Raw genomic sequence first — 16064 nt, 5'->3', positions numbered from 1 at the left:
GGCCCGGGGGTGGTGGTCGTCATCGGTCGGACCGCCGGTCGGAGAGGATGGGGGACAGTCCGTTCCACGCCAGCTCGCTCAGTGACTCGACGAGGTCGCGCCGCGTGGGTCGGGAGGAGGTGCCGGGAGCGGCCAGCCAGTCGTCGGCGACCGCCTGGACGGAGCCGACGAGCGCCACCGCCCAGACCCGGGTCGTCGCGGGGTCAGGAGCGTGCCGGGGCTCCCCGCCAAGACGTCCGTCGAGCAGTCGGCTGAGCTGGTCCGTGACGTGGCCCACGAGCTCACCCACCGGGTCGTCCGGCAGCGGTCGGTCGACGATCGGACGGTTGACCACGAAGCGGTACAGCTCGGTGTCCGACTCGACGAGCTCGAGGTAGGCATCGACCGTGGACGAGATGAGCTCGCGCGGGTCCTTGCCCGCGGCGCTCGACCGCTCGAGGGCGGCGGCGATGCCCCCGACGACCCGCGCGTCGACCCGCTGGGCCACGGCCCGGTAGAGGCCGGCCCGGTCCTCGAAGTGCCGGTAGATGACGGTCTTGCTCGTTCCCGCCTCTGCGGCGATGTCGTCCATGCCGACGGTGGCGCCGTGGCGTCGGATGGCGCGGATGGTCGCGTCCACGAGGCTCCTGCGACGCTCCTCGCGGTGCCGCGCCCAGCGCACCGTCCGGCCGTCCGTGGCGGGGGCCTCGTCGCGGTCCGGGTTCATCATGTCCCGCAAACTAACAGGTACTCGCTGTATCGACTACCAGAAGTTTCGGTTATCTTGATCTGAGCTGGGCCAGTTGGCCCCACCCGGACCACGCAGGAGAGCTCCATGTCCCCCCAGACCCGAAAGCGGCCGACCCGCGAGGCGCGCCGCGTCGCCGTGCTCGGCGGCAACCGCATCCCGTTCGCCCGCGCCCACGGCGCCTACGCACGCGCCTCGAACCAGGACCTCCTGACGGCGGCCCTTGATGGTCTCATCGCCCGCTACGGACTCGCGGGCGAGCGGCTCGGCGAGGTCGTCGCCGGTGCCGTCCTCAAGCACTCCCGCGACTTCAACCTCACCCGCGAGGCCGTCCTCGGCACCCGCCTCGACCCCAGCACCCCGGCCTACGACATCCAGCAGGCGTGTGGCACCGGTCTCGAGGCAGCCATCCTCGTCGCGAACAAGATCGCCCTCGGCCAGGTCGAGGCCGGCATCGCCGGTGGGACCGACACGGCCAGCGACGCCCCGATCGCCGTCAGTGAGGACCTGCGCAAGATCCTCCTGGCCGTCAACCGCGCGACGTCGCCGGCTGACAAGCTCAAGGCCGTCGCGGGCCTCCGCCCGAGCCACCTGGCACCCTCCATCCCCCAGAACGGCGAGCCCCGGACGGGGATGTCGATGGGGGAGCACATGGCCGTCACCGCCGACCAGTGGGGCATCTCCCGTGCGGCCCAGGACGAGCTCGCCGCCGCGAGCCACCGCAACCTCGCCGCCGCCTACGACCGGGGCTTCTTCGACGACCTCGTCACGCCCTACCTCGGCCTCACGCGTGACAACAACCTCCGCCCCGACTCGAGTGGCGAGGCTCTCGCCAAGCTGAAGCCGGTGTTCGGCAGGGGCGAGAACGCGACGATGACCGCCGGGAACTCCACACCGCTGACCGACGGCGCCTCAGCCGTGCTCCTCGCGAGTGAGGAGTGGGCCGAGGCGCACCACCTGACCCCGCTCGCCTGGTTCGTCGACGGGGAGGCCGCCGCGGTCGACTACGTCCACGGCGAGGAGGGGCTCCTCATGGCACCGGCCTATGCCGTGCCCCGGCTGCTCGCCCGCAACGGACTCACCCTGCAGGACTTCGACTTCTACGAGATCCACGAGGCCTTCGCCTCGACGGTGCTCACCCACCTCAAGGCCTGGGAGGACGAGGAGTTCTGCATCGAGCGACTCGGCCTGGAGGCGCCACTGGGGTCGATCGACCGCACCCGGCTCAACGTCAACGGCTCCTCGCTGGCGGCGGGTCACCCCTTCGCCGCGACCGGTGGCCGGATCGTCGCCTCGCTCGCCAAGCAGCTCCGGCAGAAGCGCGACGAGACCGGGCAGCCCGTGCGCGGGCTCGTCTCCATCTGCGCTGCCGGCGGGCAGGGCGTCGTCGCCATCCTGGAGGCGTGAGCCATGGCTGACCTGTTCACGACGATCGTCACCTCGCCCCTGGCCAGGAAGGTGGGGGTTCCCCAGCCGACCATGTTGCGCCGCCACACGCTTGGGGACCCCCTCGTCGAGGGACCGGTGCTCGTTGCCGGCGGCGGCCACTTCGAGAAGTCCCTGGTGGCCCGGCTCGAACAGACCGGCCTGAACGTCGGGACCAGCCTCGAGGAGCTCGACGGGCGCCTCGGAGCCCTCGTCCTCGACCTGTCCGCCGCCCTCGACCCGGCCGAGCTCACCGCGCTCCACGCCCTCGGCGCCCCGGCGGTCAAGCAGCTGGCCACGAACTCCCGGGTCGTCGTCATCGGCACCGACCCGGCGACCCTCACCGACGTGGCGCAGATCGCGGCTCAGCGCGCGTTGGAGGGCTTCACCCGATCGCTCGGCAAGGAGCTGCGTCTCGGCGCCACGGCCAACCACGTCCTCGCCTCCGCGCCGGCGCCGGCCGACGCGGAAGGGGGAGTGTGGTCTGCGGTGGAGTTCTTCCTCTCCGGCCGGTCGGCCTACGTCGACGGCCAGGTCGTGCGGGTCGGCGCCACGCCGACCCCGGAGGCCGACGCGCTGCGCCCCCTGGTCGGGAAGGTGGCCGTCGTCACCGGGGCGGCCCGGGGGATCGGTGCCGAGATCGCCAGGGTGCTCGCCCGCGACGGTGCCACCGTCGTCGCGGTGGACGTGCCGCAGGCCGGCGACAGCCTGGCGGCGGTCGCCAACGAGGTCCGCGGCACGGCCCTGCAGCTCGACGTCACCGCGGAGGACGCGGGGCGCCGGATCCTCGAGCACGCCGTGTCCCGGCACGGCTCCCTCGACATCGTCGTGCACAACGCAGGCATCCTGCGGGACAAGCTCTTCGTCAACATGTCCGCGGACAAGTGGGCTGCCGTGCTCGACGTCAACCTGCGCTCGATCATCCGGATGAACGAGGCGTTCCTCGGCGACGGCGGGTTGGGCGACGGAGGTCGGATCGTCTGCCTGTCGTCGATCGCCGGCATCGCCGGGAACCGGGGCCAGACCAACTACGCAGCGAGCAAGGCCGGGCTGATCGGTGTCGTCCAGGCCGGGGCGACGCAGGTGGCCGACCGCGGCATCACCGTCAACGCCGTCGCCCCCGGCTTCATCGAGACGGAGATGACCAGGTCCGTTCCCTTCGCGACACGCGAGGTGGGGCGAAGGTCGAACTCGCTCCAGCAGGGCGGGCTGCCCCGGGACGTCGCCGAGACGATCGCCTGGCTGGCCCAGCCCGGCGCAGCGGCGGTCAACGGCCAGGTGCTCCGCGTCTGCGGCCAGAGCCTGCTCGGGGCATGAACGTGGCCTCCTCGACGGAGCAGCCCCGCGAGCTGCGCTTCGACCGAGCACCGGACCTCCGCCGGATCTATGCGACGACCCTCATCACGGGACGGGCCACGACCGGGCCGCTGCCGGCCGTCCGTGCCGTGCGTGGTGCGGTGCGCGCCGACCTCGACCACCTCGCGGACTACGCGGGCCTCTGCGGGTTCAGGGTCGGCCCGGCGCTGCCGCTGACCTACCCGCACGTCCTCTCGTTCCCCCTGCAGATGGCGCTCATGAGCGAGCGAGAGTTCCCGCTGGCGCTGTCCGGGGCGGTCCACGTCGAGAACGTCATCACCTCCTCCCGTCCCATCGGCGTCGACGAGAGCTTCGACCTCTCGGTGTGGGCCGAGAACCTCCGCCCGCACCGGCGGGGGCGGCAGGTCGACCTCGTGTCCGAGGCGACGGTGGCAGGGGAGCCGGCCTGGAGGGGGGTCAGCACCTACCTCTCCAAGGGCGACGACCATCCCGACGCCGAGTCGTCCGAGCCGCCCTCGCTCGACCCGGTGCGGCGGGTCGTTGCGGGCCCGACGTGGCGCTTCGACGAGGGCGTCGGGCGGCGGTACGCCCGGGTCTCGGGGGACTGGAACCCGATCCACCTGCACGCCCTCACCGCGCGACCGCTGGGTTTCCCCACGGCGATCGCGCACGGCATGTTCAGCTACGCCCGGGGCCTGGCAGCCCTGGGGCCGCGGATCCCGGAGGCCGGCGTGACGAGCCGTGTCTGGTTCCGCAAGCCGCTGCGCCTGCCGTCGACGGTGCGGTTGCGCAGCAGCTTCACGTCCAGCAGCGTGATCTCCCTCCTCGCTGCGGCGAAGGGCGACGTGGAGCACGCGGTCGTCGAGCACACCTGGTAGACAGCCCTTTCCGTATGCCGCTGAGCCCGGTGCCGCTGCCCGTGCAGCAGGTGCCGGGCTCGGTCGCAGGGCGGAGCTGCCCCCCTCCTGAGGGGGAGGACGTCGCGACTCGTGGGTGACGCGCAAGCCCTGTCCTGGACGGGACGCTGGGTGCATGAGCACACCCGGTCCGTCCACTCGCCTCCACTCGCCTCCACTCGCCGCGGACCGGCCCCGGGGGCTGGGGCGCTGCGACCGCCGGCGCGGGGGAGCGGACCCTCCTGCTGTTCGTCCTCGTCAGCGCCCTGGGCGGTGCTGTCGGTGGTGCGATGCGTCTCGTCGAGGAGGAACTGGGGACAGCCGGCGCCCCGCGGGGGGAGGCTGGTCACCATGGGGCATGGGCACAGCAGGCGCAGCCTTCCCGAGTCGATGACGGCGTGGGAGACGGTCGGAGCGGCCGGGCCGGAGCGCGTCCGGAGGGTCGAGCGTCCGGTGCCGCGGCCTCGCGTTGACGAGGCCCTGGTGGAGGTCGAGGCCTGCGGCGTCTGCCGCACCGACCTCCACGTCACCGACGGTGACCTGCCGGAGCACCGCCCGAACGTCGTGCCCGGGCACGAGGTCGTCGGGCACGTGGTCGCGCTCGGCGAGAGGACGTCCCGGCTGGCCGTGGGGGACCGGGTCGGCGTCGCCTGGCTCCGCAGCACGTGCGGGGCCTGTCGCTGGTGCCGGTCCGGTCGGGAGAACCTCTGTCCCGCAGCACAGTTCACCGGGTGGGACGAGGACGGTGGGTACGCCCAGCTCACGGCCGTCCCCGAGGCGTACGCCTACCGCATTCCCGAGCCGCTCGCCGCCGAGCAGGCCGCCCCCCTCCTCTGCGCCGGCATCATCGGCTACCGGGCCCTCCGTAGGGCGGCCCTGCCGCCGGGCGGCCGGCTCGGGATCTACGGGTTCGGGGCCAGTGCCCACCTCACCGCCCAGCTCGCGATCGCCCAGGGAGCCGAGGTCCATGTCCTGACGAGGGGCGATGACGCCCGTCGGCTGGCCCTCGAGCTCGGCGCCGCCTCCGCCGGCCCCGCCGACGCCCTGCCGCCGGTGCCGCTCGACGCCTCGATCCTCTTCGCCCCAGCGGGGGAGCTCGTCCCCGTGGCGCTGGCGGGCCTCGACCGGGGCGGCACGCTGGCCCTCGCCGGCATCCACGTGAGCGACCTGCCACCCCTGCGGTACGAGGCCCATCTCTTCCGGGAGCGCACCCTCACGTCGGTGACCGCGAACACGCGGCAGGACGGTGAGGAGCTGCTCGCCCTCGCCGCGCGGCTCGGGATCCGGTCGACGGTCACGACGTATCCCTTTGACGCGGCTGACCGCGCCCTCGACGACCTCGCCGAGGGCCGGTTCGCCGGCGTGGCCGTCCTCACCCGGGGCCCGGGGCTGGCCTAGGGACGCCAGACCCAGTTGACCCGGTCGTAGACCTCGACGAACCCAGCTCGTCTCATGTTGTGCAGCGACGGGTTGTGCTCCTCCCCGCCCTCCTGCCAGGTCTCCGCGCTCAGCCACGCGCAGCCCGCCGCCCGAGCGTCCCCCACCCGACGCTGCATGAAGGCCGACTGGGCCCCGCGACGGCGGGCCTCCTCGAGGGTGGCAGCGCCGCAGAAGGCCGCCACCGGACCCGCGACGTGCAGCTGCGCTGCTGCCACCAGTCGGTCGCCGTCCCAGGCCCCGTAGGCGGTGAACCCGCCCGCCCCGACGGCCGCGGCGGCGAACATCGTCAGCAGGTGCGGGTCCTCGGGCATGCCGAACCCGCGCGCATAGACGCGGGCGTACGCATCGGCGTCCGACGGACCCACGGCACCGACGGCGAGATCGGTCGTGGCCCGCTCCGGGTCGAGTCCCGCCGGGCGCAGCAGCTTCGCCCAGACCTGGCCCGCGGTGATGCCGTGCCGGGCGCACAGGTCCGGCCACGCCTCCGGGAGGGCCGACGGTGCGACCTGCAGCACTCCGGCCGGGGGACCCGCGGTCCGGAAGCGTCCCACCACGTCGGCAACGAGGTCCTCGGTCACCGGTTCGGTCACCCCGAACCCGAGCGCCTTGTTCCAGTAGCCGCCGGTGGGGTCCTCGCCCATGACGAGCACGACTCCGCCGCCGAGCCGGGCCTGGCTCATCCGCAGCGCCCGTTGCGCCTCCGGCGGGGCTGCCGACTCGAGGGCGAACATGAACTCCGCCTCGGCACTCTCCGCGAGCTGCGTCGCCTCTGCTGCCGTCAGGCTCGACACGTCGGTCATGAGCCCAGTGTCGAGCCCTGTGATGCTGCTGTCCGACGAATGGGCCAACCTGAGAGGAGGCTGGGAGTCCATGCGTCGGGGAACGGTTTCGCGACGAACCCCGTGCAGTCGATACCCTTGAGCGAAGCCGCGCCCAGCGGCATACGACCTGGTTCGGCCGAGCATCGGCCGGTCTAAGAAGGAGCGCCACCTTGTCTGCACCGATCACCGTCACCGTCGCCGGGAGCGAGCGATCGGTCGACGCGCAGACGACGGCCGGGGAGCTCCTCGACCAGGCCGGCGCCGGGGGGCGCGACGTCGTCGTGGCCCGCGTCAACGGCGAGCTGCGCGACCTCTTCCACCTCGTCGCGGACGGCGACGTCGTCGAGCCGGTGACCGTCGACAGCGCGGACGGGCTCGCCGTCCTGCGCCACTCCACCGCCCACGTCCTCGCCCAGGCCGTGCAGTCGCTCGACCCGACGGCCAAGCTCGGCATCGGCCCGCCGATCCGCGACGGCTTCTACTACGACTTCGACGTCGAGACCCCGTTCCACCCTGATGACCTCAAGGCCCTCGAGAAGGCCATGCAGAAGATCATCAACGAGGGCCAGACCTTCGAGCGCCGCGTCGTCACCGATGCGGACGCGCTCGAGGAGCTCGCCCACGAGCCCTACAAGTGCGAGCTCGTCGGGCTCAAGGGCGGCGCCGGCGACGCCGCCGAGGGGGCCGGCGTCGAGGTCGGCGCGGGGGAGCTGACGATCTACGACAACGTCCGACGCGACGGCACCCGCGCCTGGGGCGACCTCTGCCGCGGGCCGCACATCCCCAGCACGAAGCTCATCGGCAACGCCTTCAAGCTGATGCGCTCGGCCGCGGCCTACTGGCGCGGCTCCGAGAAGAACCCGCAGCTGCAGCGGATCTACGGCACGGCGTGGCCGACCAAGGACGAGCTGAAGGCCTACCTCGACCGGCTCGCCGAGGCCGAGCGCCGCGACCACCGCAGGCTGGGGGCGGAGCTCGACCTCTTCAGCTTCCCCGACGAGCTCGGCTCGGGACTGCCCGTCTTCCACCCCAAGGGCGGGGTCATCAAGCGCGAGATGGAGGACTACGTCCGCCGGCGGCACATCGAGGAGGGCTTCGACTACGTCGGGACGCCCCACATCACCAAGGACGGGCTCTTCCACACGTCCGGGCACCTGCCGTACTACGCAGACACGATGTTCCCCCCGATGGAGCTCGAGGGTGCGAAGTACCAGCTCAAGGCGATGAACTGCCCGATGCACAACCTCATCTACCAGTCGCGCGGGCGCTCCTACCGTGAGCTGCCGCTCCGGTTCTTCGAGTTCGGCTCCGTCTACCGCTACGAGAAGTCCGGCGTCGTCCACGGGTTGACCCGGGTCCGGGGGATGACGCAGGACGACTCGCACTCCTACGTCACGCCCGAGCAGGCGCCGGCGGAGATCAAGCACCTGCTCGACTTCGTCCTGTCCCTCCTTCGGGACTTCGGACTCGACGACTTCTACCTCGAGCTGTCGACGCGCGACACGGAGGGCGAGAAGTCCGCGAAGTTCATCGGCTCGGACGAGCAGTGGGAGGTCGCCACGAAGGTCCTCGAGGACGTCGCGACGGCATCCGGCCTCGAGCTCGTCGCGGACCCGGGCGGCGCCGCGTTCTACGGCCCGAAGATCTCCGTGCAGGCCCGCGACGCCATCGGCCGCACCTGGCAGATGTCGACGATCCAGTACGACTTCAACCAGCCCGAGCGGTTCGGCCTGGAGTACCAGGCGGCGGACGGGACGCGGCAGCAGCCGGTCATGATCCACTCGGCGAAGTTCGGGTCGATCGAGCGGTTCCTCGGGGTGCTCGTCGAGCACTACGCCGGCGCCTTCCCCGTCTGGCTCTCACCGGTCCAGGTGCTGGGGGTGCCCGTCGCCGACGAGTACGCCGACTATCTCGGCGGGGTCCTCGACCGACTGCGCCGCAAGGGGGTCCGGGTCGAGCTCGACGCGAGCGACGACCGCTTCCCGAAGAAGATCCGCAACGCCTCCAAGGCCAAGGTCCCCTTCGTCCTCATCGCCGGCGAGGACGACCGGGCCGCCGACGCGGTCTCGTTCCGGTTCCGGGACGGGTCCCAGAAGAACGGCGTCCCGATCGACGACGCCATCGCTGAGGTCCTGGCGGCGATCGCGTCGCGGGCCCAGGTCTAGGCGGCGGGGAAGACCATGGACGTCGAGGTCGTCGCCCGGGTGCTGGACCGCATCGGTGGCGGGCGCAAGGCCCGGTTGCGCGTGCCGCCCGAGCACACCGAGCACCCCGAGAGCCGCCGCATCCTCGCCGATGTCGCGATGGGGATCACGGCTGCCTTCTCCCTCGACGTCGCGGCCGTGCTCCTCGCGGTCGTGCGCACCGAGATGGGTGCGTCGATGAGCTGGATCGTCTGGACCCGGCTGGTGATGATCTCGCTGCTCACGGCGTCGCTGTACTACTTCGTCTGGCGGGCCCAACGGGGCTGGTGGTGGGCCTACTCCAGGCTGCGCCTCTTCTCGGTCGTCTTCCCCGTCGTCGCCGTCGCGAGCTGCTTCATCCCAGGGCTGTACCCGACGTGGATGATCATCGAGCAGGTCGTGCTGGCCGTGATCCTGCTCGTCGTGGCGACGCTGCTCAACTCGCGGCACCTGCGAGCCGCCTACGTCAAGCCAGGGCCTCCGGCCGCTGGTTGACCGGCAGCGCCTCCAGGATCGCGTCGAAGCGCATCGTCTCGGTCGGGAACCCCCGGCCGATCGACCTCGTCGCGTCGACGATGCGGGAGGAGGGGCTCAACGTCATGACCCGGTCGAGGCAGGCGGGGTCCGGGGTCTCGATGACGACGACGTCCGGGTGTGCCCGCAAGGCCAGGACGACCGCGTGGTCGTTGTGGGCGGCCGCGACGAGCGCCTGGACGCCCATCATCTGCAACCGAGCAGCCAGACCCTCGCCGAGGAGCTCGTGCTCGCAGATGACGAGCACCGACGTCTCGTGCTCCACCCCGTCACTCTCCTCTGCGGATCCGGCCGTTCCGCGTTCAGGATAAGTGCGCGGAGGGACGCGCAGCCATCCGGCTCTGGTTACAGGAACGGCACGGGTCGGCCTATACCCGGTGCGGCGAACGGAGCCGGCCGTCAACGGCCGGCGGGCTCGCTGCCCGGGGCGCCCAGCCCCTGCCGGATCACGTAGGCGGCCGCCTGGATCCGGTTGTCCATGTGGAGCTTCTCGAGGGCGTTGTGGACGTGGTTCTTGACCGTGCCCTCGGTGATGACGAGGCGCTTGGCGATCTCCTTGTTGCTCAGCCCCTCCGCCACGAGCCGCAGGATCTCGAGCTCGCGACGGGTCACCGACTGCTCGGTCGTGGCGGCCGGCGACGTCACGCGCGGCTTGCCCGCCTGACGGATCTCCCGCAGCAGGCGACCGGCGACACCGGGGGAGATCGGCGTCTCGTTGCGCATCACCGACCGGACCATGTCGTACAGCTGCTCCGGGCGCAGGTCCTTGAGCAGGTAACCGTGGGCGCCGTTGCGCAGGGCCTCGAGCACGTGGTCCTCGACGTCGGACACGGTCAGCATGATGACCTTGACGTCCATGACCTGCTCACGGATGAGCCGCACCGCCTCGACGCCGTTCATGACCGGCATCTCGACATCGAGGATGACGAGGTCAGGGCGCAGGGCCCGGGCCTGCTCCACCCCGGCGAGCCCGTTCTCGGCCTCACCGACGACCTCCATGTCCGGCTGGCGCGCGAGCAGCGCCGCGATGGCGCCCCGGAAGAGCGGTTGGTCGTCGACGAGCAGGATGCGGATCGGCTCGCTCACCGGGTGCTCCCGACGGCACGAGGGGCGAACGGGCGCTCCGGCACCGTCACCATGATGCGAGTGCCGCGGCCGAGGACGGAGTCGATGTCGACCGTGCCGCCCAGCAGGGCCGCGCGGTCCCGCATCGTGAAGAGGCCGTAGCCGTCCTGCGCGCTCGCCGTGTGGACCGGGTCGAAGCCCACCCCGTCGTCCTCGATGGCGAAGCTCGTCGACGTGTCGGTGCCGTTGACGCTCACCGTGACCGACGACGCGTGGGCATGCTTGCGCACGTTGGTCAGCGCCTCCTGCACGACGCGGATGAGGTGGACCTCGGCGCGGGGCGAGAGGCTCACCTCGTGCCCGACCTCGTTGATGAGGGTGGCGGCGATTCCGGACTGGGAGGAGTACTTCGTCAGGTAGGCCCGGAGGTTGTCCTCGAGACTGCGCTCGGCGTGCTGGTGGGAGTCGCGCAGGCCGAGGATCGTCTCGCGGACGTCGCGGTAGGACTCGGCGCACACCTCGGCCAGGGAGTCGATCTCCTCAGCGACCTGGTCCTGGGGCAGGCTGGCGTAGGTCGCCCCCAGGGCGCGCAGCCGCAGGTGCACGGCGCCGAGCACCTGCGCGAGGCTGTCGTGCATCTCCCGGGCGATCCGGGTGCGCTCGTTGAGGATGGCCCGCTGGCGGGACAGCTCTCGCATCTGGGCGCCGGTGAGGGCGATGCCGACGAGGCTCGCCAGCGTGGACAGGAACCCGCAGTCCCGCTCTGAGAAGGCCGAGCCGGCGACCCGCGCCACGGTGATCTCGCCGAGCGGGCCGGCCGGTCCGGACACGACCTTGCTCGCGGTGTGCTGAGGTGCCGGCTCCTTGGTCCGTCCGTTGCGGCCGCGGTTGCTGCTCCGCGCATCGACGGGGGTCCCGCAGGCCATCACGGCGGTTCCGTCGGGGCGCAGGGTCGGGGCTTCCGGGCCGGCCTCGAACCGCACCGAGCTGGCGGTCTCTGGGTTGAGCGTGATGGCGGCGCCGTCCGCGTGCAGCCGGACCATGGCGTGCCGAGCGACGGCGTCGAGAACGGGGGTCGTCGGGTCCTGGTTGGAGACCCTCAGGAGGATGTCGTAGAGCGCATGTCCCTCGATCTTGCGCCGGTTGAGGTCCGCGACGGCCTCGGCGAGCTGGATCGCGCAGGCCACCTGGGTGGTCAGACTCGACAGGGCCGAGCTCCCGACCCGCTCGGTCGGGTCGACCCCGTCCGGGTACCACATCGCGAGGCGTCCGACGGTGACCGCCCCGTGGGTGAGGGGCACATCGAGGCTGGGGTGCTCGGACGACTCGAGCCCGGGGGTCGCCACGAGGGTGTACGTCGAGGTCTCGGAGTCGGCCGCGCCCGGCGTGTCGAAGATCCGGATCCTCGCCTGAACAGCTCCGGCCGACCGCACGATCGCGTCGAGGGTCCCGTCGATGATGCTCGACACCGTCGACTGGCCCTGGATGGCCCCGGCCACGGCGTTCGCGGTGGTGAGGTCGCGGTTCTGGCTGATGATCTGCCGCTCGGAGTCGTCGATGAGGCGGAACATGAACAGGGCGAAGACGACGATGCCGCCGATGACGAGCATGACCATCGCCACGTGCCAGGTCTCCATGAGCCCCGGCGACCAGTAGCCCCGGGACTCGAGGACATAGCGCGCCAGCTCGAGGATGACCGCCCCGGCCACGGGTAGGACGATGCCGACCAGCCGGAGCCGCCGGCTCACGAGCGGCGTGCGCGGCTGCGGTGGGGGTGGGCCGTCGGAGGAAGGCTCCCCGGAGGGGGAGTGGATCACGGCACTCGGGCTCTCGGCGTGCCCTGCTGTGGTGGCGGACTTGGTGGCGATCGACCTGCTCCTTCGCCGGACCGGGTGACTGTTGCGTCAAGGAGAGTGTAGGGCGATCTGCGGACCCGGAATCGCGCTGGGAGCGAAACGTGACGGGATCCATGGGTTTGAGCGGGTAGGGACGAGTCCCGCCGGTGCCTCTATCCGATCTCTACCCTGCGGCGGATAGGCCCCGGGGCCCGGTGCGCACACGATGAACACGGAGGATTTCGCCTCCGAGCGGCAGGCATGCCGGCAGAACCGCCACAAAGGACGGGTGAGGTACCAGTGGCACATGCACGAAGCGAGCACCGACTCGCGGTCGGTTCGTCCGACCGGATGTTGACCCTTTTCCTGCGGCTGGGGGTGGCGGTGCTCGTCGTCGGGCTCGTTGCCGTGGGATTCCTCTACTACAAGGACCAGTACGTCACCCCGGCCCCGTCGATGCTGCAGCAGCAGATCAACCTGACGGAGGCGGCCGTCCGAAAGAGCCCCAACAACGTCGACGCGCGACTCCAGCTCGGCCTCGTCTACCAGCAGGCCAAGCGCTACGAGGACGCCGTGGCGCAGTTCGAGCAGGTGCTCAAGGTGGCACCCGACAGCAAGGACGCCCTCGTGGCCAAGGGCTATGCCCTCCTCGAGAAGGGCGACCTGGCGGGAGCCACGGCACCGCTGACCAAGGTCATCAAGGCGAGCCGCAAGGGCGAGTTCGCCAGCTCGGACTCGCTCCTCGGAGCGGCCTACTACTACCTCGGTGTCATTGCCATCAAGCAGCAGAAGCCGGAGCTGGCGATCGAACAGCTGAGCCACTCGCTCAACATCGCTCCCACCGACTCGGACGCGATGTACCAGGTCGGCCTGGCCCAGCTGCAGCAGGGCAAGCCGGAGAAGGCCGTCGCGACCTTCAAGAACGCGCTCCGCTTCGTGCCGACCGGCTGGTGCGAGCCCTACCAGCAGCTGCAGACGGCCTACACAACAATGAAGAAGCCGGAGCTCGCGTCCTACGCCGCCGCGATGGTCGCCTTCTGCGGCAAGCACGTCGACGAGGCGAAGACCCAGCTCGCCGCCTTGACGAAGGGCCCCGCCGCAGTCGACGCCCTGCTCGGCCTCGGCCTCATCGCCGAGACGGAGAGCGACACCAAGGGCGCGGTCGCCTGGTACCAGAAGGCGCTGGCCAAGGACCCGACGAACGTCTCGGCGATGTCGTCGCTCTCGGCGCTCGGCGAGACGCCGGCGTCGACGGCGAAGAAGTGAGGACAGCGGACATGAGTGACACCCAGACCCGCCCGGCACCCGCGTCGGACGACGCCCTCCTCGAGGAGCTCGACGACCTCGGTGGGCCTCCGGCCACGCCTCCGGCAGGCGTCGACGACCCCAGCCGCAGGCGGCGGCGCAAGATCATCGCCTGGCTGCTCGTCGTGGCGCTCGTGCTCTTCGGTGGCCTGGCCGCCTGGTACCTGATGAACCGCAAGCCGCTCACTGAGCTGCCCGGTCTCCAGACCGGCAAGGTCCCCACCTACAAGACGGCGTTCTACGGGGTCGACAAGCCCCTCGGTGTCGCCGTCTCCCCGGATGGCTCGCGCATCTACGTCACCCAGTCCGGCACGGAGGGGGCTGCCTTCGTCTACGACCGGGACGGCAAGAGACTTGGGGAACTCAGGCCGCCGGCCACCGACAAAGGGCCTCACGTTCCTGTGTATGTGGCTGTGAACCCGACGACCGGGGAGGTCTACGTCGGCGACCGCGCCGCGGGCAAGGTTTACGTGTATAGCGGTGCCGGCGCCTACCGCTCGACCTTCACGCCCAAGGACAAGAAGCTGACGTTCTCACCGCTCGGGATCGGGGTGTCCGGGGACGGCACGCTCTACGTCGCCGACGCCTCCAGCTCAGAGCCGAAGGACCACCGGATCCTCGTCCTCGCCGGGGACGGCAGGCTGGTCAAGACGCTCGGCAAGGGCGAGCTCAACTACCCGAACGCCATCGTGCCGGGTCCGCAGGGCGAGATCTACGTGACCGACAGCAACAACGGCCGAGTCGTCGTCTTCGAGGCCAGCGGAACCATGACCCCGCTCCTCTCGCGGGGGATCGGTGACGGTGACCTCGGCCTGCCCCGTGGCCTGGCGCTCGACGACCAAGGGCGGCTGTTCGTCGTCGACACCACCGACCAGCAGGTGCGCGTCTTCACGGCCGCGGCCAAGCCGACCGATCATCCGACATATGTCGGGTCGTTCGGCGACCAAGGTCGGGAGGACGCCACCTTCCTCTTCCCGAACGGTGTCGCCACCGATACGCGCGGTCGGGTCTACGTCGCCGACCGCGAGAACAACCGGATCCAGGTGTGGGGCTACTGATGACCTGTGTAGTCCACGCACCGGACCCCCGCAGGAGTGGCCCGACGGAGGCACGCCGGCACTACGGCGAGGCGGACGGTCTGGTTCACGGCACAACACAACTGAATACACAAATTCACACCTCAGATTGGACTCAACGATCATGAGAACAGACCGAAAAGTGATGCGGAGGGTCGTCCTCGTGGCGGCCGCCTCCGCCGCGCTGTTCATGGGGGCCACGCCGGCGCAAGCCGACAACGGTCCGCACGTTTCCACGGCCACGAACAACACGACGTTCGTCGATGGCCAACCCACAAACGGTGTCAAGATCAGCGACGCCGGTCAGGGCCGATGTGCCTCGTGCCACCGGGCCCACACGGCCAAGGCGCCGTACCTTCTCAACGCAACATCCGAGGAGGCACTCTGCTTCTCCTGCCACGGCACGGGCGGCACGGGCGCAACGACGGACGTGCAGGGCGGCGTCGGGTATGACACCGCTTCGTCCACTACCTATCCTGACGGCACGACCGTGCAAACGGTAGTCCGTGGTTCCACCCAGGTCCTGCCGCTTCGAGGCGGCGGCTTCGAGAAGGCCATGCTCGGTTCGAGCGAGGCCACCAAGGACATGGGCGTCCTAGGGGCGCACGGCTGGACTTCAGTGAACCAGCTCATCCCACCGGCCCCCACGCAGGAGGCCACGACGTCGAGCCACCTCGGTGGCGTCAACGTCATGTGGGGCAACGGGGCCCTCTCGGCCACGCCCAACACGGGCAAGGTCATGAGCAGCCCCAAGCTGGAGTGCACGTCCTGCCACGACCCGCATGGGAACAAGCAGTACCGCATCCTCCGGCCCGTTCCGAGTGATTCGGGCTTCAGCGCCACGGCTTTCCCCGACGGCATCCTCATCCCGGACACGACGAACAAGGTCTACACGACGGACAACTACTGGAGCGTCGGCGACACGAACGTTCCGGCAGAGGAGTTGACCACGACGATTCTCGGCGCAACGTCCATTGTGGACCCGACGCCGAAGATCAAGACCTCGTCCGTGGCGGTGAGCCCGTACATGGCGAACGTCGCGGCGTGGTGCACGACCTGCCACACGCGCTACCTCGCCCCGTCGCAGTCGTACAAGACCGACTCTGGTGACGCGGTCTTCACCTACCGGCACACCGGTGACAACGTCAGCGGTGACAGGGACGCCAGGAGCCGGAACTGCATCCAGTGCCACGTCGCGCACGGCTCCAACGCGGTCATGCCGAACTCGAGCGTGGAGTGGCCGGACGGCACCACGCCCAGCTCGGACAGCCGACTCCTCCGAGTCGACGACCGGGGCATCTGCGTGATGTGCCACAACGTCTGATCCGGCCCAGCTGAGACACAACAGCCGAGTCTGACCAGATCACCGTGAGGCTGCGGGTGGCTTCTCACCCAGGTCGCCCGCAGCCCCACACCCCCATCCTCACTCTCCGACAAATG

Annotated in this window: 14 protein-coding genes; 9 read left to right on the top strand and 5 right to left on the bottom strand. The window is 70.6% G+C overall.

The features are described 5' to 3' along the window. Positions 1-19: 19 nt before the first annotated feature. Positions 20-709 carry a TetR/AcrR family transcriptional regulator gene (locus INTCA_RS09580; RefSeq protein ID WP_013492717.1) on the bottom strand — a complete coding sequence of 230 codons (690 nt, stop codon included), beginning with the start codon at positions 707-709 and terminating at the stop codon, positions 20-22. A 105-nt stretch (positions 710-814) separates the two neighbouring features. Here INTCA_RS09580 and INTCA_RS09575 point away from each other — a divergent pair, with 105 nt between their 5' ends. The 4 genes from INTCA_RS09575 to INTCA_RS09560 all read left to right on the top strand — a co-directional run bounded on the left by INTCA_RS09575 (position 815) and on the right by INTCA_RS09560 (position 5763). Then, positions 815-2134 (top strand): acetyl-CoA C-acetyltransferase, encoded by a 1320-nt coding sequence (locus tag INTCA_RS09575; protein ID WP_013492716.1) that lies wholly within the window; start codon positions 815-817, stop codon positions 2132-2134. A 3-nt stretch (positions 2135-2137) separates the two neighbouring features. Next, a complete protein-coding gene (locus INTCA_RS09570; RefSeq protein WP_013492715.1) occupies positions 2138-3469 on the top strand; it encodes a 3-oxoacyl-ACP reductase in 1332 nt (443 codons plus the stop codon). Continuing rightward, positions 3466-4347, top strand: coding sequence for a MaoC/PaaZ C-terminal domain-containing protein (locus INTCA_RS09565; protein WP_013492714.1), 882 nt, complete (start codon positions 3466-3468; stop codon positions 4345-4347). The genes INTCA_RS09570 and INTCA_RS09565 overlap by 4 nt, the downstream gene beginning before the upstream one ends. 369 nt (positions 4348-4716) lie before the next feature. Continuing rightward, positions 4717-5763 (top strand): zinc-dependent alcohol dehydrogenase family protein, encoded by a 1047-nt coding sequence (locus INTCA_RS09560; protein ID WP_013492713.1) that lies wholly within the window; start codon positions 4717-4719, stop codon positions 5761-5763. On the opposite strand, the gene INTCA_RS09555 is transcribed toward INTCA_RS09560, so the two are convergent. Continuing rightward, positions 5760-6605, bottom strand: coding sequence for a GNAT family N-acetyltransferase (locus INTCA_RS09555; protein ID WP_148236552.1), 846 nt, complete (start codon positions 6603-6605; stop codon positions 5760-5762). The two genes, INTCA_RS09560 and INTCA_RS09555, sit on opposite strands and share 4 nt — an antisense overlap. Positions 6606-6796: 191 nt before the next feature. Between INTCA_RS09555 and thrS the strand changes: the two genes are divergently transcribed. After that, on the top strand, positions 6797-8791 hold the full coding sequence (gene thrS, locus INTCA_RS09550) for a threonine--tRNA ligase (RefSeq protein WP_013492711.1): 1995 nt from the start codon (positions 6797-6799) through the stop codon (positions 8789-8791). 15 nt (positions 8792-8806) lie between these two features. After that, complete coding sequence (locus INTCA_RS09545; protein ID WP_013492710.1) at positions 8807-9304, top strand: hypothetical protein; 498 nt, start codon at positions 8807-8809, stop codon at positions 9302-9304. Here INTCA_RS09545 and INTCA_RS09540 read toward each other — a convergent pair. From INTCA_RS09540 to INTCA_RS18685, 3 genes are all read right to left on the bottom strand, one after another. After that, positions 9276-9608, bottom strand: a complete 333-nt coding sequence (locus tag INTCA_RS09540) for an ANTAR domain-containing protein (RefSeq protein ID WP_013492709.1) — start codon at positions 9606-9608, stop codon at positions 9276-9278. The two genes, INTCA_RS09545 and INTCA_RS09540, sit on opposite strands and share 29 nt — an antisense overlap. Positions 9609-9742: 134 nt before the next feature. Then, on the bottom strand, positions 9743-10429 hold the full coding sequence (locus tag INTCA_RS09535) for a response regulator (RefSeq protein ID WP_013492708.1): 687 nt from the start codon (positions 10427-10429) through the stop codon (positions 9743-9745). Then, positions 10426-12156 carry a sensor histidine kinase gene (locus tag INTCA_RS18685; RefSeq protein ID WP_148236550.1) on the bottom strand — a complete coding sequence of 577 codons (1731 nt, stop codon included), beginning with the start codon at positions 12154-12156 and terminating at the stop codon, positions 10426-10428. The genes INTCA_RS09535 and INTCA_RS18685 overlap by 4 nt, the downstream gene beginning before the upstream one ends. A gap of 438 nt (positions 12157-12594) precedes the next feature. Between INTCA_RS18685 and INTCA_RS09520 the strand changes: the two genes are divergently transcribed. From INTCA_RS09520 to INTCA_RS09510, 3 genes are all read left to right on the top strand, one after another. After that, a complete protein-coding gene (locus INTCA_RS09520; RefSeq protein WP_013492706.1) occupies positions 12595-13509 on the top strand; it encodes a tetratricopeptide repeat protein in 915 nt (304 codons plus the stop codon). 11 nt (positions 13510-13520) lie between these two features. Next, entirely contained in the window at positions 13521-14606 is a 1086-nt protein-coding gene (locus INTCA_RS09515) for an NHL repeat-containing protein (protein WP_013492705.1), read from the top strand. A gap of 142 nt (positions 14607-14748) precedes the next feature. Next, entirely contained in the window at positions 14749-15948 is a 1200-nt protein-coding gene (locus INTCA_RS09510) for a cytochrome c3 family protein (protein ID WP_013492704.1), read from the top strand. Positions 15949-16064: the final 116 nt, after the last annotated feature.

Origin of the sequence: Intrasporangium calvum DSM 43043 (assembly GCF_000184685.1) — a bacterium.
GTDB lineage: Bacteria > Actinomycetota > Actinomycetes > Actinomycetales > Dermatophilaceae > Intrasporangium > Intrasporangium calvum.
Note: the sequence above shows the minus strand (reverse complement) of the source record. Positions and strands in the feature narration are given on the sequence as shown.

Excerpts from the sequence above, each read along its gene's own strand:
- INTCA_RS09580 (WP_013492717.1), bottom strand. The coding sequence starts at position 709 with ATGATGAACCCGGACCGCGACGAGGCCCCCGCCACGGACGGCCGGACG.
- INTCA_RS09575 (WP_013492716.1), top strand. The coding sequence starts at position 815 with ATGTCCCCCCAGACCCGAAAGCGGCCGACCCGCGAGGCGCGCCGCGTC.
- INTCA_RS09570 (WP_013492715.1), top strand. The coding sequence starts at position 2,138 with ATGGCTGACCTGTTCACGACGATCGTCACCTCGCCCCTGGCCAGGAAG.
- INTCA_RS09565 (WP_013492714.1), top strand. The coding sequence starts at position 3,466 with ATGAACGTGGCCTCCTCGACGGAGCAGCCCCGCGAGCTGCGCTTCGAC.
- INTCA_RS09560 (WP_013492713.1), top strand. The coding sequence starts at position 4,717 with ATGGGGCATGGGCACAGCAGGCGCAGCCTTCCCGAGTCGATGACGGCG.
- INTCA_RS09555 (WP_148236552.1), bottom strand. The coding sequence starts at position 6,605 with ATGACCGACGTGTCGAGCCTGACGGCAGCAGAGGCGACGCAGCTCGCG.
- INTCA_RS09545 (WP_013492710.1), top strand. The coding sequence starts at position 8,807 with ATGGACGTCGAGGTCGTCGCCCGGGTGCTGGACCGCATCGGTGGCGGG.
- INTCA_RS09520 (WP_013492706.1), top strand. The coding sequence starts at position 12,595 with ATGTTGACCCTTTTCCTGCGGCTGGGGGTGGCGGTGCTCGTCGTCGGG.
- INTCA_RS09515 (WP_013492705.1), top strand. The coding sequence starts at position 13,521 with ATGAGTGACACCCAGACCCGCCCGGCACCCGCGTCGGACGACGCCCTC.
- INTCA_RS09510 (WP_013492704.1), top strand. The coding sequence starts at position 14,749 with ATGAGAACAGACCGAAAAGTGATGCGGAGGGTCGTCCTCGTGGCGGCC.